Below are 18,305 nucleotides of genomic sequence, written 5' to 3'. Positions count from 1 at the left end.
ACGCGGGACCCGTCACGCGGTCAGGCCACGCGGTCAGGCAACCCAGGTGCCGGTCATGCCGACGACCGCCGAGCCGTCCTGGTCCGCCAGCTTGACGCCGGTGAACTCGCGAGCCCACGGCGAGGTCTGGATGCGGAAGGCCGGGGTCTCGGCGTCGAGCGCCTCCATGACCGCCTCGGCCGCGCCGGCCGGGGTCTGGGCGCCGTCGAGGAAGCTGCCCACCGTGCGGTCGATGTAGTGGCGCATCGCGTCCGCGTACGGGCCGGCCGCCGCGAGGCGGGCCTCCACGTCGAGCCCGATGTTGTTGACGAACTCCGTCGCCACGGCGCCCGGCTCGACGACGGACACGCGGACCCCGACTGCTCCCGCGACGGGGGCCAGGCTCTCCATGTACCCCTCGACGGCGAACTTCGCGGCGCAGTACGCCTCGTTGAAGGGCTGGCCGACGACGCCCCCGACGCTGGTGACGGTGACGAGACGGCCTCCGCCGGCCCGCAGGTGCGGCAGCGCGGCCTTCGAGACGTTCACGACGCCGAAGAAGTTGACCTCCATGACCTCGCGGACGTCGTCGACCGACTCGAGCTCAAGCGTGCCGACGTGCCCGGCGCCGGCGTTGTTCACGACCGCGTCCAGGCGCCCGTAGTCGGCGATCACACCTTCCACGGCGGCGGCGACGGAGTCCGGGTCGACGACGTCGAGCTGCCGGATGTCGAGTGCGACGCCCGCCTCGGCGGCGGCCTTGCGCAGCGCGTCGGCCCGGCCGGTGTCACGCAGGGTGGCGATCGTCCGCCAGCCTGCCTGCGCCGCGGCGACGGCTGCGGCGAGGCCGATACCTGAGGAGGTGCCGGTGATCAGGACGGTGCGGGGCTCGGCGGCGGAGGTGACGGGAAGGGTCGACATGAGGGGTGCCTTTCACGGAACGTAATTTATGTGCGTGTACACACACCATACGTTTATGTGCGTGTGCACGCAACCTCTAGACTGCCGACATGGCGAAGAAGCTCACCGAGGCCGAGATGCCCACGGCCGACTACGCGTTCTACGGGCTGGTCTGGGCCGGCACCGTGATGACCGACCGCGTCGACCGCGCCCTCGTGAAGGCCCACAACCTTCCCGTGTCGTGGTTCGAGGTCATGCTGTGGCTGGCCTCCAGCCCCGAACCGGTCCATCATGGTCGGAGGCCGACGGCGCGGCATCCGGATCCGCCGGACCCGCGCGGTACCCCGAGTCGGGAGGCGACGTGCGCTCATGGACGAATCACGCAGAGCCTGGTTCATGATCGGTGGCGTCATCGCCGTGATCCTCGCGGACCTCGTCGCCATCATCCTGGTGAACACCCTCGGCGGATGACCGGTGGCCCGCGCCGTACCGCCAGGGCCGCCGGCACCCTCCGCCGCCGAACCGCCGAACCGCCGAACCGCCGAACCGCCGAACCGCCGAACCGCCGAACCGCCGAACCGCCGAACCGCCGAACCGCCGAACCGCCGAGCGCCTTCGCCGGGCGCCGCGGGAATGGCCTCCTCGCCGATCTTCATCAGCGTGCGGCCCAGCAGGAACAACTCGACTCCGTCCATGACGTCACTATATCCAATTCGATGCATCCACTTGTATACATCCAGATGGATGGATACCGTGGTGCGCACGACGCGGACCGGACGGCCGGGCCAACGCGCCGACGTCGAGCGTGTCGCGGATGATCGCGGTGAAGTCGTGCTCGATGAAGTACGCGAAGTTCGCCCGCCGCCGGTCGTCGAACGGCTCCGGGGTCAGGTCCGGCTCGGTGTCCCGGTGGTGGGGGTCGATGCCCAGGACGCGGGCGACCTCGGGCAGGACTCCGGTGAGGCCCTCGCGTCGGTACAGGTCCTGGAGTCCGGCGAGTTCGCGTTCGTGCCGCGTCCGGTCGGCCGGGGGCAGCAGGCGCGGGGTGACCGGCTCGTGGGCGATCAGGGTGCTGATCGTGCCCGGGTGGGCGAGAGCGACGTGCAGACCGATGGACGCTCCGAGACTGCATCCCAGCATCAGCGCCGGCCGGTCGGTGAGTTCGGCGAGGACGCGGTGCACGTCGGAGGCGTGCTCGGTGAGGGTGGCGCCGCGGGAGGGGTCGTCCGGGCGGCTGCGGGACAGACCGCGCCGGTCGTAGGTGACCACGGTGTACGTGTCGCGGAGGTGTTCGACGAGATCGCCGCCGCGGTCCGCGTCGCCCTCGCCGCTCTGGGAGACGAGCAGGAGCGGTCCGGTGCCGCGCACCTGGTAGTGCAGGCTCGCACCGTCGACGGCGAGCCGTCCCTCGGTCGAAGTCGGCGTCATGGCCGTGTTCCCTCCCTCGGCGCGCGGCCCGGCCGTCCGGTCCGCGTCGTGCGCACCACGGTATCCATCCATCTGGATGTATACAAGTGGATGCATCGAATTGGATATAGTGACGTCATGGACGGAGTCGAGTTGTTCCTGCTGGGCCGCACGCTGATGAAGATCGGCGAGGAGGCCATTCCCGCGGCGCCCGGCGAAGGCGCAGGGCGTGACGGGGGCGCCCGGCTCACGTTGGTCGTCGCCAGTGACATCGCGGCGAACGGCGAGACCAGCGTCGGCGAGATCGTGGCGCGTACGGGGCTGCCGCAGAGCCGCGTCTCGACGGCGGTCGCACGGCTCCGGGAGGCCGGTGCGATCGAGAGCGCCGCCGACCCCGCCGACCGGCGGCGCACGCTGGTACGCCCTGCCTCGCGGGTCTCCGACCGGGTCGCCGCGGTCCGCGCCGCCGACACCACGGCGGCGCTCACCGCGGCCCTGGCCGGCACCGATCCGGCCGCGCTGGCCGAGGTCCAAGGCGCCCTGGACGTCCTCGCCCGCCACCTGGCACCCCGCGGACGGGCCTAGCGCGAACGGGCCGCAGCCGACGGTGCGCACCCCCCGGCGCCGGTCAGGTCCTGTCCGGGCGGTCCGAGGAGTGTCCGCCGCCCGGAGCTCTCGCCGCGAGGGAGGGCCGCCGCGGTTCACCCGACCGCGAGGCGCGGCTCTGTTCGAATCGGGCCATTCGAACTCAACCGAGTTGTGAGGTTTACGTGCCCGTTTTCGGGGCGGGTTGCGACCGGCGGGGTGGGTGCGAGACGGTGGGCGCCTCTGTTTTCCATCGCAGGAAGGTGGTGAGGTGCGCATCGAGCGTGCCTCCGTCTGTGTCAGCTCCCCGCCGTCCCACCGCCCGTCCGCACGACGCCGACCTGCACCTCGGCGCGACGTGGATCGAGGCGCCCTGTCCCGTGCTGGTCGTCGACCGGCACGGCGGCCTCGTACGGCTCAACGAGGCCGCCCGACAGCTCCTTCCCGACGCCGCGACCGGCGACTGGCTGCACGAACGGGTCCCGCCGTGGCTGTCCGAGGCCCACGAGCGGATCGGTGACGGGCTGCCCGCCGCCTCGGCCGGCCCGCTGACGGGGCGGATCGGAGAACGTCTCCTCGAGGCGTACCCGACGCTCGGCGACGGCGGCGACGTGGTGTGGTGGCTGGTCGACCAGACCGACCGGCGGCTCGCCGAGACGGCCCTGAGCGATGCCCAGGCACGATCGGGGATCCTCGSCGAGGTGTCCAACTCCCTGATGTCCACGCTGAACGTGCAGCGCTGCATGGAGGTCATCACCTCCATGGCCGCGGAACACCTCGCCGAGGCGGCCGTGCTCGTCGCTCCGCCGCAGGGACGGCGCCACCCCCTGACCTTCGCCCACCAGGGCGCGCCCGTCACGCAGTCCGTACGACAGGTCGACATCGCCGCGGTGCCCGGACTGGCCGAGGCGCTCCAGGGCTTCCCGCCCGTGCCGGCACGCTGGATGGACCCCGCCGACCTGCCCGACTGGGTGGCGCCCGAGGGGTTCACCTCACCGATCGGGTCCGTCATCGTCACGCCGCTCCCCGGCCACGGCGTACCCGCCGGCGCGCTCATCCTGCTGCGCTCCGGCACCAAGCGGGCCTTCACCGACGGCGAGGAGGTCTTCGCCCGCCTGTTCGCGGCCCGCGCCGGTGCGGCCCTGTCCGCAGCCCGCCTCTACACCGAACAGGCCGCCATCACCTCCACCCTGATGCGCGAACTGCTGCCGCCGGAGCTCCGGCACGTCCACGGCGTCGAGTACGCCGGCGGCTACCGGGCGGCGAGGGACCACGAGAGGGTCGGCGGGGACTTCTACGACGTCCACCCCGGCGCCGACGCCTCCCAGGAGACGCTGGTGGTCCTGGGCGACGTCGCCGGCAAGGGCCTGGAAGCGGCGGTCCTCACCGGCAAGATCCGCAACACCCTGCACGCCCTGCTGCCGCTGGCCGACGACCACGAGCGGGTCCTGAGCCTCCTCAACGGCGCGTTGCTCTCCTCGCACCACACCCGCTTCGCCACGCTCGTCATGGCCTCCGTGCGCCGCCGCGCCGGCCGGGCCCACCTGCGCCTCACCAGCGCCGGACACCTGCCGCCGCTCGTCGTCCGCATCGACGGAACGGTGGAGGAGGTCACCACGCGCGGCACCCTCGTCGGCGCCCTGCCCGCCGTCGAGGCGCGCACGGTGGAGACCGTGCTCGCGCCGGGGGAGACCTGCCTGCTCTACACCGACGGCATCGTCGAGGCCCGGGGCGGCCCGCTCGGGGACGAGTTCCTGGGCGAGCACCGGCTGCGGCGGGCCCTGGCCGAGTGCGCGGGCATGCCCGTGGAGGCCGTCGTGGAACGGCTGCAGATGGTGGCCGCCCACTGGCTCGGCGACGGCCGCCACGACGACATGGCCCTCGTGGCCATCAGCGCCCCGAAGGCACCCGTGCTGACCGTCGTCGACGGGTACGGCCGGGACCGCAGGAGGAACCGGTGACACATCCGACGGCCGTCGCCACGGCCACGGTCGCGGAGCTGCTCTGGCAGGCGGTCGCCGACGGCGACGAACACACGGCGTCCGCGATGGTCCACGAGGCGCTCGACACCGGCGTACGGGAGGAGACGCTGCTGCTGGAGGTGCTCGCACCCGTCCAGGAGCGAGTCGGCCTCGAATGGGCGGCCGACCGGATCACGGTGGCGCAGGAGCACGCCGCCACCGCCATCAACGAACGGATCATCGCCTCCCTCGCCCACCGCCGCGAGAGGGCCCCCGGCCGGGCGTCGCGGGGCCGGGTCACGGTCGGGTGCGTCGACGGAGAGTGGCACGCCTTTCCCGCCAGGCTCGTCGCGGAAGTCCTCGCCCTGCACGGCTGGCAGGTCGACTTCCTGGGCGCCCAGACCCCGACCCCGCACCTCGTCGCCCACCTCCACCGGACCAACCCCGACGCCGTGCTGCTGTCCGGATCGATCCCGACCCACCTGCCGACCGCGCACGGAGCCGTCACCGCCTGCCAGGCCGTGGGCGTCCCCGTCCTGACCGGCGGCCGCGCCTTCGGCCCGGACGGCCGGTACGCCCGGATGCTGCGCGCCGACCGGTGGGCGGCCGACGCCCAGGGCGCGCTGGCGGTCCTCGCCGAGGGCATGCCCCGGCCGGACGCCTCGGCCAGCCGTCACGCGGTGGACGACCTGCCGCACCTGGCCGACCAGGAGTACACGATGGTCGTCCAGTCCCGGCACCGTCTGGTCGGACAGACCCTGGCCGGCATGGAGGAGCGGTTCCCCGCCCTGCGCGCGTACAGCGACCTCCAGCGCGAGCGCACCGCGGAGGACATCGCACACATCGTCAACTTCCTGGCCGCCGCCCTGTACGTCGACGACGCCGACCTGTTCACCACGTTCCTCACCTGGACCGCCGACATCCTCCACGCCCGGCACGTCCCCACCCGGTCCCTCGACCTCGCCCTGGACATCCTCACCGGTCAGCTGCGGGACTTCCCCCGCGCGAAGCACGCCATCCGGCAGGGCCGGGACGTCCTGGAGCGGCGTCCCGACCACCCGGTCCCCGGGCCCCGCTCATGACCKGGCACCCACCCGCGGAGTTCGCCCTCGCGGTCGTGCACGAGCCCCCTTCGCTGCGTGTGCGGGTGCGCGGCGAACTCGACTACGACACCGGCGACGACCTCGTCGCCGCGGTCGCCGGGATCCTCGCGGACGATGCGGAACCCCTCGACGAGGTACGCCTCGACTTCGGTGCCCTGACCCACATCGACGCGCCGGGCCTGGCCGCCCTGCTGCTGATCCACCGCCGCGCCGCCGCCCGCGGCGCCGTCCTGCACCTGGACAACCGGCCGGACGTGCTGGAACGCATGCTCCAGGTCACCAACGTCCTCGACCACCTCACCGGCCCGGCGGAGACCGGGCCCGGATCGTCCGAGGCCCGGGACGACGGCGAGGTCAGCGGGACGGGCAGCTCCGTATGAACCCCGGCGCGCCGCCCTGCACCGAGCCAGGTCGCGGCGGTCGCACCGGTCTCGCGTGGCTCTCCGGCCCGCTCAGGGACCGACGATGATGAAGACGATCTCCACGCGTCCGGTCTTGGCGCGGCCCAGGGGCGGGTGCACGCGGTAGAGCAGCGTGATGGTGACGCCGGTGTCCGTGGTCGGTCTGGTGGTGAGGCGGCGGAGCTCGATGGCCTGGACGGGCTCGGCACTGGACGCGGGGCTCCGCGGGTCCTCGGCGAGAGCGGCGAGGGCGTCGTGCACGGCACGGCGACCGTCGGGGGAGAGGTGCGCGAACTCGGGGTAGAGGCGCCGCGGCACCTGGACCGTCCAGGTCACGCAGCGCCCTTGTCGAGTTCGGCCCACAGGTCGTCCGCGCTCATGAGGTCGTCCTCGGCTCCGAGGGACGCCTGCACGGCCTGCCGCACCTCGGGACGCGTCCGCAGCGCCACCAGGTGGCGGGCCTGGGTGATGACCACCGCCTGATCCCTGCCGAACCGGGCGGCGTCCAGCCTGGCGTTGAACGCGACGAGCTCGGCCGGATCGATGACGGCCAGGGCGGCACGCAGCTCGGCCAGGGTCTGCGGGCCCTCGTCCGACTCGATCCGGTACGGACTCGCGTAACCGGGCGTCGGCGACTCGTGCGGAAGCGTGCTCATGTGCGGCCCTCCTCGACTCGTACACCTCCACGGTACGGCTTCCGGGCCCGCCGGGGGAGAGCCGGGACGAGGGGACCCGCGCGCCGTCCGCCCCGCCCGTGGAAGGGCCGTGGACCCGTCGGACGGGCAGGTCGGCGGGAGGGCCTCGCGCACCCGGTGGCGGGCGACGGGGGACCTGTGCGCAGCCGCTCGGACGGGCGACGGGGACGCCGTGCGGAAGCCGCGCGAAAAACTTCCCGGCGGGGATGTCACAGAAGTCGCGCGGGCTGCGTCTTGTGGGCGAAGCGTTCGAAGCGAAGGAGACGACATCATGGCTGGGAACATCGAAGTGGTCGTGATCGGCGGCGGTTACGCGGGTGTCATGGCGGCCAACCGCCTGACACAGCGCGACGGCGTGGCCGTGACGCTGGTCAATCCGCGTCCGCGGTTCGTCGAGCGGATCCGGCTGCACCAGCTGGCGGGCGGCACCCACGACGCCGTCGTCGACTACGAGGACGTCCTCGCCGACGGCGTCTCCCTCCTCGTCGACAGCGTGACCCGGATCGACGCGCCCGCACGCAGCCTCACCCTGGGGACCGGCGGCACCGTCGGATACGACTACCTGGTCTACGCGGTGGGCAGCGGCAGCGCCGACCCGCGCGTGCCGGGAGCGGCCGAGTTCGCCCACCCGATCGCGAGCCTGGAGGACGCGCAGCGGCTGCGCCGCACCCTCGACGCCACGCCCGGTTCGGCGGCCGTGACGGTCGTCGGAGCCGGCCCGACGGGCATCGAGACCGCCGCCGAACTGGCCGAGGCGGGCCGCTCCGTGACCCTGGTGTGCGGCGAGGTGCTCGGTCCGTACCTGCACGCCCGGGGGCGGCGTTCGGTGGCCGGGCGGCTGGCCCGGCTCGGGGTGACCGTCCTCGAGGGCCCCGACGCCCGGGTGACGGCGGTGACGCGCGACGCCGTGCGTCTCGGCGACGGTGTCGAGCTGCCGAGCGCGGTGACCGTGTGGACCGCCGGCTTCGGCGTACCGGACCTGGCCGCGACCAGCGGGCTGAGCACGGACGACCTGGGCCGTCTGCTCACGGACGAGACGCTGACGAGCGTGGACGACGTGCGCATCGTGGCCGCCGGGGACTCGGCGGCGCCGTCCGGCCTGCCGCTGCGCATGAGCTGCCAGGCGGCCATGCCGCTGGGCGCGCGGGCCGCGGACACCGTACTCAGCCGGATCGACGGGCACCTGCCCGCGGACCTCAACCAGGTGTTCGCCGGACAGTGCATCAGCCTGGGGCGCGGCGCGGGCATCTTCCAGTTCGCCCGCCGCCACGACGTCGCGGTCTGGTTCCACGTCGACGGCCGCCCCGGCGCGAAGCTCAAGGAGTTCATCTGCAAGGGCATCGTCAAGCACCTGGCCGACGAGGCGCACAAGCCCGGCACGTACCGCCTGCACCGCGTCTCGGGAGGCCCGGGCCGCCAGGAGGCACTGCGGGCGACGCGCGCCGAGGCACCGGCGGCCGCCGGTCAGCCGGCGTGAACCCGCCCGCCGGACCGTCGGCCCACGACGGCGTCCTGGGCGCAGGGCCCCCGCCCGGGCAACCGTGCCCGGGCGCCGGGCCGGACGGTGCTGCGGCGAGGCGTCGTCAGCCCTCGGCGCGCAGCCGCTCCGCCTCCTCGACGAGCCACGCCGGGCGCACCATCTCCACGTTGTCGCCGATGCCCGCGGCGGCTCGGGACAGCGCCTCGGCCGCTTCGCGGGGCCGGTCGTCCGCGCGGGCCCGGGCGGCTTCGGCCAGCGCCTGCGCCGCGGCGGCCTCGGCGGCACCGGCGAGCTGGAACGACACCGCCGCACGCTCGGCGGCCTCGGCGGCGTCCGAGTGGCCGCCCGCGGCCCAGTGGGCCCAGGCGAGGCTGTGGAGGCAGACGCCCTCCGCTCGCGGGTTCTCCATGCGGGACGCCTCGTCGAGGGCCTCGGCCAGCGTGGCCCGTGCCTCACGCGCGCGGCCCGAGGCGATCATCGCGATGCCCTGGGCGTTCAGCGCGTAGGTGATGGCCTCCATGCTGTCGGCCCTGCGATACGCCCGGGCCGCTTCGCCGCCCGCGGTGATCACTTCGTCCCAGCGCTCCAGCACCAGAAGGGCGATGGAGCGCGCGTTCCACGCGCGGGCCTCGGTGAGCGGGTTGCCGGTCGTCCGCGCGAGCTCCGCCAGCAGCTCCGCCCCGGCGAGTGCCTCGGCGCCGTCGCCCACGTAGCTGTGCGCGAGGCTGAGACTGAGGATGGCGTGTTCCTCGCCCTCCGCGTCGCCGTTGTCCCGTGCCAGCGTCGCGGCCCGTGACAGCGGAGTCAGGGAACCGGACAGCCTCCCCAGCTGGCGGTGCGCGTCCCCGAGCCCGAACATGACGTTCTGCAACGCGCGCCGGTCTCCCAGCTGTTCGGCGAGCTCCGCGGCCTCCGTGAACAGGGTGACCGCGTCCTGCATGGGACCGCCGCTGAGCCGGGCGTGCCCGAAGCTGATCAGATGGGCGAGACGTGCGCGGTCGTCGGTCAATTGTCCCTCCAGGGTCAGATGCATGGAGATGGCGGCCAGCACCGAACCGTGCCACACCATCCACTCGCTGATGGAGCCCAGCACGTGCGCCGCCGCGTCCGGATCCCCGGCACGCACCCGGTGCGCGAACTCCCTTCGCTGCGGCTCCACGTCGTCCAGGTGCCGCCACCGCGCCCGCGGTGCCGCCCGGTGCGCGTACCAGTCGGCGGCGCGCCGCTCCACCGCCCTCACGCCCCGCGGTCCGTCCGGTCGCATGGCCGCGTACGCCAGGTCGGCGTCCATCGGGTGCAGGGCGTAGGTACGGGTGGCCCGGTTCACCGACACCATGCGGATCCGCAGGAGTTCGGCCAGGGTCCCGAGCACGTCGAGGTCCGGAGCCACACCCGCCGCGATCCACTCGATCGCCTCGCGGGGCACCGGGGTGCGCAGTGCCGCGAGAATCCCGAGGACGAGGCGGCCGTCGGCCCCGAGGCGTGCGTACCGGTCCTGGGCGAGCCCCGCGACCACGTCGCCGCGCAGGGCGAAGTCCTCGAGGACGTCCTGGAGCGTCGGCAGCGCCACCATGTCGTCGGCGACGGCCCCCACGAGGAGTTCCAGGGCGCGCGGCACTCCGTGGACGTGGACGGAGGCGTCCAGCAGCTCTGCGTCCGAGAGCTGGGCGATGCCGAGGCCGCCGTCCTGGTCGAGTTCGCGCAGCAGCGCGACGGACTCCGCCGGCGGCAGGCCGTCGGACAGCTCGACCTCGGCGGCGAAGCGCCGCAGTTCGGGCGCGAGCCGGACGGGAATCTGGGAGGTGGCCAGGAGGCGAGGCGTCTCGCGGGCCCGGAAGAGGCAGTCGAGGAAGACGTGGAGCTCGTCCTCCTCGTCGAGCCGGCCGTCGTCGTGCAGCCGGTCCTCCAGGTTGTCCATGAGGATGACGACGAGCCCCTCCATCGCGTCGAACAGCTCTCCGAGCTTGTCGCGGACGTCGCGGTCCGTCGCCCAGACCCGCAGCAGGCGGTTCTCGCTCTCGGGGCCGAGGACCCGTGCGCAGTCGAGGAAGACGCGCTCCAGGGAGATGCCCGACGTGCGGGTACTGAGGTTGACCAGGCCCACCGGTGCGGCCGCCGGCGCGTCGCCGGGCCACTCGCCGTGCGCCAGCATGTCCATCACCTTGGCGGCCACGGCGCTCTTGCCCATGCCGCGCCGTCCGGTGATCGTCACCATGCGGACGGCGGGATCACGAAGGTGGCGGCCGATCGCCTCGCGCGCCTCGGTACGGTCCTTGAACAGCTCGAGCCCGTGAGCGACGGGCAGTCCGATGACCCGGGAGCCGACGGGACCGGACGGACGGGGCCCGGGGAGCGCCGTCACGTCGGGCAGCGCCTCCGGGCCTGCGACGGGCAGCAGTTCCGCCAGTGCCGACCGGCTCCGCTCGCCGATCCCGCGCAGGGCGTGGTCGATGCGGACGGCCGTGAGCCGGCCCAGTCCCTCGCCACGGTGGTGCTCCGCGACGACGCCGACGATGTGCGGCCCGACCCAGACGGCGGCTCCGGACATCCCGGACCAGGGCGAGACGGCCGGGTCGGGGTCCGCCGCCGCCACGGGGACGGTGATCTCCAGCGTGCCGGTGCGCAGGTTGGACAGCGCGGCAACGGTGCCGTCGGCCTGGTGCAGTTCGCGGAACTGCCTGCCGTCGGGGCCGCTCCGCCGTTTCCACAGCGGGAAGCCGGCGGTGTGCACCTCGACGACCGCGTGCCGCTCGTCCCCGACGCGGCCGAAGACCGCGGGGGCGACGGGGACGACGTCCGGGCCGGGTTCGATGACCAGCACGGCGAGGTCGAATCCGGCGTCGGACCAGGTCACGGCCGCGTCCGTGCTCCACTGGCCGGGCCGGTCGGCGTCGAAGCGGACCCGTACCGCCGCCGCGCCGGCCACCACGTGATGAGCGGTGAGGACCGCGGAGCCGGTCACCCGGTAGCCCGATCCGCGGCGCCCCCGGCCGTTCGGGGCGGTGACGATGATCTCCGCGATCCGGTGCGGGTCGATTCCGCCGGCCGGCGGCGTGGGGTCAGATCTCACCGAGCATCTCGTCATCGGAGATCAGCGGCGTCCGGTCCGGCGCGTCCGCGGCCACCGGCTGCAGGGTCAGGGTGAGTCGCTGGGTGGCGGTCGCGGACCGCTTGGCCGCGGCGCTCGCGTCGAGCACCCAGAACCGCACCTTCACACCCGGCTCGCGCGAGCGCTCCACGCCGACGGTGAGTTCGAGCTCCACCTTCTCGGCCCTGAAGCGCAGGTCCGCGCCCTCCCCATCCGCCATCGCGCGGCTCAGCTCGTGGCGCAACTGCGCGATCATGTCGGCAAGCTCGACTGCGTCGTCCACGTACGGGTCCCCCACCTGCGTGTCTTGGCCGTCCTGACTGAGCAACTGCCTTGTACGGCAATTCATATCATCGCCCGTCAGGTCGGCAGGAGTGCCCGGTCGCCCGACGGCGGTCATGGAGCGGACGTCCGGGCGTGCGGGGATGTGTCGGTTCCGGGCGCCCACCCCCTGCCGAGCCGCGCGGCGCCGCGGACGCGGTGGGTCACTCCGGAGCCGCTCCGGTACGTACCCGCCAGGCTGCTCCGTCACGTACCCGCGGCCGCTCCGGCGCCTACCCGGCGCGCGTACCCGGCCACGCCGACACCGCTCGTGGTTCGCCCGAGTGCCGACGTGCCCCACGGAGTCCCGTCCCGCACCCTGGACGCAGGGAAGGAGCGTGCGCCCATGCCGACCTCGGGACCGACACCGATGACACCGACCGCCACACCGCTGCCCGTGAGCGGCGCGTCCCGTGCCTGATGGGGGGCGACGGGCCTCCGCGCCGTCCCGCGGACGCGGACCGCGGGGCGCGGACGGGGCCGTCGGGGCGTGGCGGTGCCCTGCGACCGTCGTGGTGGCGGGCGAGGTACGAGAAGGCGCAGGCCGACGCCCTGCGGCTGCGGAACACGGCCGAGACCCGGTTTCCGGCGGTCACCCATCTCAGTGAACGGATGCTGGCGGTCAACATCCTGGACGCCGCCACCCGGCTGGCCGCACAGTGCTTCCTGACCGCGATCCCGTTGCTCTTCCTCTTCGCCTCCGTCGCGCCCGACGGCGTGCAGCACCAGCTGGTCACCTCCGTCCGGACCGTCTTCGGCCTCACGGGTGCCGCGAACGCCCAGTTGGAGAAGCTGTACCAGTCCCACTCGCAGTCCCTCCAGGACGTCACCGGCGTCGTGGGGGCGCTGATGGTCATCGTCTCGGCCACCGCGGTGAGCCGGGCGATGCAGCGGTTGTGCCGACGCGCCTGGCAGGTCCCCAAGGGCGGGATGAAGGTCGCGCCCTGGCGTTGGCTGGTGTGGATCGTGGTCTGGCTCGTCGTCCTCGTGGTCCAGGCCCCCCTGCACGACGGTTTCGGTCTCGGACTGTGGCTGGGCGTCCCGGTCACCCTGGTGAGCCAGACCGCACTGTGGTGGTGGAGTCAGCACCTGCTGCTGGGCGGCCTCGTCCGCTGGCTGCCGCTGCTGCCGGGCGCCGTGCTGACGGCCGGCGCGGTGACCGTCCTGGTGATCGGCGCACAGTTCTACATGCCGACGGCGCTCAACCGGACGCTGGCCGAGTACGGGGGTCTGGGGCCGGTCTTCACGATCCTGTCCTGGCTGATCGTGCTCTGTGCGGCGGTCGCCCTCGGCATCACCGTGGGCGCGGTCGTGGCGCAGGAGACGCATCTCGCCAAGCCGCTGGGGTCCCTCACCACGCCCGGCGGCGAGGAGGGTGCGGAAGCCGTGGGCCGCAAGGCGTCCGCGGACGAGGCCGACAACGCGGCCGGCGACGGCAGGAGCCACCCCTGCGACGACGACGGGCGGCCGTGACGAACGGCGTCCGCCCGTCAGGCCCCCACCGCTCGCCCCAACGGAGGCTCAGATTTCGCGCCGCCCGCGGTTCCGTGGCTGGCTGGGTTCGGAGGGCGCGTCCCCGATCGCGTCCAGCGGACCGGACGAGCTCCGGACAGGCACCGCGATCACGGAGGTGGGCCCCGATGCGCCAGCGCAGGACCGGCGTCCCGCAGCGCCCGAAGGCCGCCGTGAGGCCGGTGGCCCGGCGCGACCGGGCGGCGTGGGACGAGAGCGCCCGCCCATGACACTCGACCTGATCCTGATCGGTCTGGCGATCACCCTGGAGCCCTTCCCGATCATGGGCTTCATCCTGCTCCTCACGGCGCAYCGGGGCATCATCAAGGGACTCGCCTTCATCCTCGGCTGGCTCGCCTGCCTGGTCCTGGTGATCGCCGGAGTCCTGCTGTTCACCGACGGGTCCCCGCCCTCCGTGGGCAGCTCGTCCTCGACCGCCTCGCTCGCGGTCAAGCTCGCCGTCGGCCTCGGGCTGATCGCCTACGGGATCCACAAGCGTCGCAAGGGCCCGCGGCCTCGCGAGGAACCCGCCTGGCTGGGGAAACTGCGCCACATCTCGGTCTGGTCGGCCGCCGGCATGGCGGTGCTCCTCCAGCCGTGGGGCCTGGTCGCGGCGGGCGCGGCGACCGTCATGGGCGCGAACCTCTCCCACACGGCCACCTGGCTGGTCCTGGTGCTGTACTGCGTCCTGGCCACCGCCAGCCTCCTGGCGATGGAGCTGTACGCGACCTTCCGGCCCGCCCGCGCCGAGGCCAGGCTCCAGTCACTGCTCACCTGGATCACGGGCCACCAGGACCAGGCCGTCGTCATCCTGTCCCTCGCGCTCGGGTTCTGGCTGGCGGGCAAGAGCATCTACCAACTCGCCTGACGTCACCGAGTCTCCGTGTGGAGCCGTCGGCCGCTCGCCTCCGGCGCGTCAGGGCAGGACGCTCCGCTCGGGGGCCATCAGAACGGCGGAGTCCCCGGGTTCCCGCCGCGGAGGGCTGCCCTCCAGGGCCGGGACGAGCCTCCCGTCCGGACGGACGAGGAACAGCAGTTCGCTGCCGGACGGCCAGGCGTCGTCCGCGGGCCGTACGACGACGGCCGCTCCCCGCGCGTGCCGCCGGTCGAGCGCCTGCCACGTCAGTTCCGCGCCGAACAGCACGTCGCCGCCGACGAACGGCGCCACGACGCCGTGGCTCTCCGGCGGTGCGGCGAGCCGGTGCACCGGCCCCCGGACGCTGCCGCGCACCACCTCGGCGGCGAGCGCGTTGAAGTCGTCCTCCGCCGTCAGGAAGTACACCGCCGTGATGCCCTCCAGCGCCGCGCCCTCGGTGGCCGCGGCCATCAGCTCGCCGGGCGCGAGGTCGATCCCGGCCCGGACGATGCGCTCCCGCTGTTCCTCGTCGCCGGCCCACATCAGCACCTCCAGACCCGCCGATCCCAGCGCCGTGCCGAGTTCGACGACCCACGCGTCGCCGCCCACCAGCAGCGGACGGGAGCGGGAGGCGCGGACGACGCTCAGCAGCCGGGCCACCGGCGCCGCCGTCAGCCCGTACAACGTCACGGTCGCGACGATGACCACGAACGTCGCCGGCAGGATCTTGGACGCTCCCTCGATGTTCTCGGCCACCAGCCCCGCCGAGAAGGTCGAGGCGGTGGCGGCGGCGACGATGCCGCGCGGCGCCATCCAGCCGATGAAGCACCGCTCGCCCCGTGTCAGGTCGGTCCCGAGGGTCGACACGGCCGCCACGAGAGGCCGCGCCACCAGCACCAGGGCCGCGGCGAGGCCGAGCGCGGGCAGGATCACGTGCTCCAGGGAATCCGGGGTGACGGTCGCCGAGATCGAGACGAAGAGCAGCCCGAGGATCAGGCTGACCAGAGTCTCGAAGAACGGCCGCCGCACCGCGCTGTCCATGCCGGGCAGATTGGACATCGCCATCCCCATGACCACGGCGGCGATGAGGCCCGTGTCGTCGCGCAGCACGTCGCAGAACGCTGCCACACCGACCACGAGGGCCAGCTGCGCGGTGGTGCCGAGGATCTCGCCGGGCCGCAGCACCCGGAACAACGCCCACAGCAGGGCCGTACCCACGACCGCGCCCGCCGCTCCGACGCCGACGCTGGCGAGGAAGCCCGCCACCACCTCGCCCACGCCGTGGTCCGTGCCGGCCACGACGATGTGGAAGACCAGCGCGCCCAGGATGCCGCCGACCGGGTCGATCAGGGAGCCTTCCCAGGCCAGGACGTGCTGGAGCCGGTCCTTCGGCCGTACGAGGGCGAGCAGCGGCCCGACGACCGTCGGACCGGAGACCACGAGGATGGCGCCGATCATCAGGGCCGCACGCTGGGACATGCCGAGCAACGGGGCGGCCACCAGGGTGGCGACCACCCAGCTGACCAGGGCTCCGATCCAGATCAGCCGCACGACGACACGGCGGTCGTGCCCCTTGAGCCGCGCCAGGTCCAGGCCCAGGCCGGCGTCGTAGAGGATCACCGCGACGGCCAGGGAGACCAGCGGGGAGAACGCGGGTCCCAGCAGCTGCTCGGGGTTGATGTCCTCGACGAACGCACCCGCGGTGAAGCCGACCGGCAGCAGGACGAGAAGCGCGGGAACGCGCAGGACGCCGGCCAGGAGCTGCGATCCGACGGCGAGGAGCACGGTGAGGCCGACGCCGATGAATACCTGGTTCGTCGTCAAAGGAAGGCCCTTAGGGGTGTCTTGCCGATCTTGCCGGGGTCCCGGGGGAGCGCGAACGCTCAGGGGATGTGCGAGGAGGGCCGCCGACGTCCCGGTCGGGACGCCGTCCGGGCACGCCTCGGCCACCCGGACAGACGAAAGCACCCGTCCCCGCGGCCGCGCTGACCGGCACGCGCGGCGGAGCGTGTTTCGGTCCGCCGCGTCACCCGGTCGGACCACGATCCCAGCCCGCCCCGGCGACCGGCGGCACCACGGATCCGGTCCCCGTCCGGGGCCCTGGCCGGGACATCACGATTCGGCCGAGCCCTCGCCTCGGCCTGACCGACCGCTTAGCATGGCGACCCCGGGAGCGGTGCGGCCCCACGTCCGCGCCCGTGATCGACCCGCTGGAAGCACGCGCCACGACCGGCGCCGCCACGACGGCACCGTGCGCGGCGCACCTGCCCGCCGTCCACCTGGAGCGTCCATGCACAACGGTTCCGCCGCCGGCAGCATCCGCCCCCGGGGCTTCCCCGCGGACTTCGGCGCCCCGTCCGCCGACAGCGCCACGGACCCCTCGGCCCTGCTCCTCTTCGATCGCGCGTGCCGGAGCCTGCTCGCCTACGGCACGGACTTCACCGACGGCGTCGTGGCGAGGATCCGCACCGAAGTCCCCTACTACGCCGACCCGGTGCTGGCACCCTCCGACGTGCGCACCACGGTCCGCACCGGCATCCGCCACGGGCTGGAGACCGGCCTCGACCCGAGCAGGATCGTGGACGTCGAGCGCTACACCCGGGAACTCGGCATCCGCCGCGCGGAACAGGGCCGCCCCCTCGACGAGGTGCTGCACGCCTTCCGCGTCGCCGGCTCCGGCGTCTGGAACGGGCTCGTCGGCGTCGTCGAGCGGGACGGCCTCGGCGAAGCGCGCGGACTCGTGCACGTCGCCGAGATGGTGTGGAAGAGCAACGACCGCGACGCCGTCATGGTCGCCGACGCCTACCGGCAGGCGGTCGAAGGCGTCGCGGGCCGGCACGCCGAACGCGTCCGCCTGATCCTCGCCGCGCTGCTGGAGGCACGTGGAGAACCCGCGTTCACCCGGAGCGCCGCCGAGGTCCTCGACCTGCCGCTCGACGGACGCTTCGCGGTGGCGGTCGTCGAGGCGACACCGCCGTACGGTCGCCTGCCCACCGGTGCCCCGGAGATCGCCGGAGTCCGCGTCCTGTACCAGGCCTGGGGACACCGCGCCGTGCTCGTCGCCCATCTCGCGGACGGTCCGCTGGACGTGTTCGTGACCGGTCTGGCGGCCGGCCCGGGCCTGCGCATCGGGGTCAGCCCCGTCGTCCCCGGCCTGGAAGGCCTGGCCAGGGCACGTGACATGGCCGGGCTCGCCCTGCGCACCTGCCGGGGCGACGGCGAGATCGCCCGGCTCGACGGCAGGTTGCCCGAAGGACTCCTCGTGTCGCGGCCCGACCTGTCCGCCGCGCTCACGCAGCGCGTCCTCCGGCCGCTGTACGACCTCGACCCCGTCGACCGGGAGATGCTCCTCGACACCGTCGACGTCTGGATCGAGAGCGGCGGCTCCACCGCCCAGGCCGCGCGCCGCATGTTCTGCCATCGCAACACCGTCCTGAACCGCCTGCGCCGCTTCGAGCAGATCACGGGCCTCGCCCTGGCCCGGCCACGCGATCTCGTGCACCTCACCCTCGCGTTGGACGCCCACCGACTGCTCGGACCGGCGGCGGCCCTGGGCACCGCCGAAGCCGAGCCGGACGGTCAGCGGATCTGACCCGAAGCCGGACGGTCGCCCCGGCCCAGCCCGACCCAGCCCGACCCGGTCCGTGCCGCGCAGACCCGCGCCACCGACCGGCCCGGCCCGCGCGCCAGTCGGCCGGACCCACACCACGACCGGCCCATCCGCCCCGGCCCGCGTGCCAGTCGGCCGGATCGGTACCGCGCAGGAGCCGGCCGGACCCGCGCCACCGACCGGCCGGCGGGTCCCGCCCGTCACTCCCCGCTCCCGTCGCGGCCGGCCGGTCCCGCTGGGCGCCGGCACAACCGCACCCGCCCGGGACTGGGAGCGGGCAACGGGCCCGGCCCCGCGTATGGAGGTGCCCGGACGCGGCTGGTCTGGTGGGCGTCGTTCAGGGGCGACGCAGCCGCGCCCCCGCCCGCCAGGAGAGAACGCGATGCCCCACCCGCTCACATCCCCAC

Annotated in this window: 15 protein-coding genes; 8 read left to right on the top strand and 7 right to left on the bottom strand. The window is 73.7% G+C overall.

Annotated features, from left to right (window positions below):
• Window positions 1–33 precede the first annotated feature (33 nt).
• Both EAO71_RS26750 and EAO71_RS26730 read right to left on the bottom strand, forming a co-directional pair.
• Window positions 34–900 carry an SDR family NAD(P)-dependent oxidoreductase gene (locus EAO71_RS26750; RefSeq protein WP_147980378.1) on the bottom strand — a complete coding sequence of 289 codons (867 nt, stop codon included), beginning with the start codon at window positions 898–900 and terminating at the stop codon, window positions 34–36.
• A 681-nt stretch (window positions 901–1,581) separates the two neighbouring features.
• The gene (locus tag EAO71_RS26730) at window positions 1,582–2,307 is read right to left on the bottom strand and encodes an alpha/beta fold hydrolase (protein WP_147980377.1); all 726 of its coding nucleotides are present in this window, start codon (window positions 2,305–2,307) and stop codon (window positions 1,582–1,584) included.
• A gap of 117 nt (window positions 2,308–2,424) precedes the next feature.
• Between EAO71_RS26730 and EAO71_RS26725 the strand changes: the two genes are divergently transcribed.
• The 4 genes from EAO71_RS26725 to EAO71_RS26710 all read left to right on the top strand — a co-directional run bounded on the left by EAO71_RS26725 (window position 2,425) and on the right by EAO71_RS26710 (window position 6,315).
• Window positions 2,425–2,871 carry a MarR family transcriptional regulator gene (locus tag EAO71_RS26725; RefSeq protein ID WP_147980376.1) on the top strand — a complete coding sequence of 149 codons (447 nt, stop codon included), beginning with the start codon at window positions 2,425–2,427 and terminating at the stop codon, window positions 2,869–2,871.
• A gap of 296 nt (window positions 2,872–3,167) precedes the next feature.
• Window positions 3,168–4,832, top strand: a complete 1,665-nt coding sequence (locus EAO71_RS26720) for a PP2C family protein-serine/threonine phosphatase (RefSeq protein WP_410094009.1) — start codon at window positions 3,168–3,170, stop codon at window positions 4,830–4,832.
• Complete coding sequence (locus EAO71_RS26715; protein WP_261992373.1) at window positions 4,829–5,914, top strand: cobalamin B12-binding domain-containing protein; 1,086 nt, start codon at window positions 4,829–4,831, stop codon at window positions 5,912–5,914. Before EAO71_RS26720 ends, EAO71_RS26715 begins: the two co-directional genes overlap by 4 nt.
• Window positions 5,911–6,315 carry an STAS domain-containing protein gene (locus EAO71_RS26710; protein WP_147980375.1) on the top strand — a complete coding sequence of 135 codons (405 nt, stop codon included), beginning with the start codon at window positions 5,911–5,913 and terminating at the stop codon, window positions 6,313–6,315. Before EAO71_RS26715 ends, EAO71_RS26710 begins: the two co-directional genes overlap by 4 nt.
• Before the next feature lie 72 nt (window positions 6,316–6,387).
• On the opposite strand, the gene EAO71_RS26705 is transcribed toward EAO71_RS26710, so the two are convergent.
• Together EAO71_RS26705 and EAO71_RS26700 are read right to left on the bottom strand one after the other, a co-directional pair.
• Entirely contained in the window at window positions 6,388–6,672 is a 285-nt protein-coding gene (locus tag EAO71_RS26705) for a hypothetical protein (protein ID WP_147980374.1), read from the bottom strand.
• A complete protein-coding gene (locus EAO71_RS26700) occupies window positions 6,669–6,992 on the bottom strand; it encodes a hypothetical protein (protein WP_147980373.1) in 324 nt (107 codons plus the stop codon). The genes EAO71_RS26705 and EAO71_RS26700 overlap by 4 nt, the downstream gene beginning before the upstream one ends.
• Before the next feature lie 310 nt (window positions 6,993–7,302).
• Here EAO71_RS26700 and EAO71_RS26695 point away from each other — a divergent pair, with 310 nt between their 5' ends.
• The gene (locus EAO71_RS26695; protein WP_147980372.1) at window positions 7,303–8,508 is read left to right on the top strand and encodes an NAD(P)/FAD-dependent oxidoreductase; all 1,206 of its coding nucleotides are present in this window, start codon (window positions 7,303–7,305) and stop codon (window positions 8,506–8,508) included.
• A gap of 106 nt (window positions 8,509–8,614) precedes the next feature.
• On the opposite strand, the gene EAO71_RS26690 is transcribed toward EAO71_RS26695, so the two are convergent.
• The gene (locus tag EAO71_RS26690; RefSeq protein ID WP_187282841.1) at window positions 8,615–11,581 is read right to left on the bottom strand and encodes a trypsin-like peptidase domain-containing protein; all 2,967 of its coding nucleotides are present in this window, start codon (window positions 11,579–11,581) and stop codon (window positions 8,615–8,617) included.
• Window positions 11,571–11,999 (bottom strand): trypco2 family protein, encoded by a 429-nt coding sequence (locus tag EAO71_RS26685; protein WP_261992372.1) that lies wholly within the window; start codon window positions 11,997–11,999, stop codon window positions 11,571–11,573. The genes EAO71_RS26690 and EAO71_RS26685 overlap by 11 nt, the downstream gene beginning before the upstream one ends.
• Window positions 12,000–12,532: 533 nt before the next feature.
• On the opposite strand from EAO71_RS26685, the gene EAO71_RS26680 reads away from it, so the two are divergent.
• Both EAO71_RS26680 and EAO71_RS26675 read left to right on the top strand, forming a co-directional pair.
• Window positions 12,533–13,393 (top strand): YhjD/YihY/BrkB family envelope integrity protein, encoded by an 861-nt coding sequence (locus EAO71_RS26680; protein ID WP_261992371.1) that lies wholly within the window; start codon window positions 12,533–12,535, stop codon window positions 13,391–13,393.
• Between the two features lie 265 nt (window positions 13,394–13,658).
• Window positions 13,659–14,300, top strand: coding sequence for a GAP family protein (locus EAO71_RS26675; protein ID WP_147980369.1), 642 nt, complete (start codon window positions 13,659–13,661; stop codon window positions 14,298–14,300).
• Window positions 14,301–14,348: 48 nt separating this feature from the next.
• Here the strand turns inward: EAO71_RS26675 and EAO71_RS26670 are convergent, their stop codons facing one another.
• Window positions 14,349–16,112, bottom strand: a complete 1,764-nt coding sequence (locus EAO71_RS26670) for a cation:proton antiporter (protein ID WP_147980368.1) — start codon at window positions 16,110–16,112, stop codon at window positions 14,349–14,351.
• 466 nt (window positions 16,113–16,578) lie between these two features.
• Between EAO71_RS26670 and EAO71_RS26665 the strand changes: the two genes are divergently transcribed.
• On the top strand, window positions 16,579–17,880 hold the full coding sequence (locus tag EAO71_RS26665; protein ID WP_147980367.1) for a PucR family transcriptional regulator: 1,302 nt from the start codon (window positions 16,579–16,581) through the stop codon (window positions 17,878–17,880).
• Window positions 17,881–18,305: the final 425 nt, after the last annotated feature.

It is taken from the genome of Streptomyces sp. MS191 (assembly GCF_008042125.1).
Taxonomy (GTDB): Bacteria; Actinomycetota; Actinomycetes; order Streptomycetales; family Streptomycetaceae; genus Streptomyces.
Note: the sequence above shows the minus strand (reverse complement) of the source record. Positions and strands in the feature narration are given on the sequence as shown.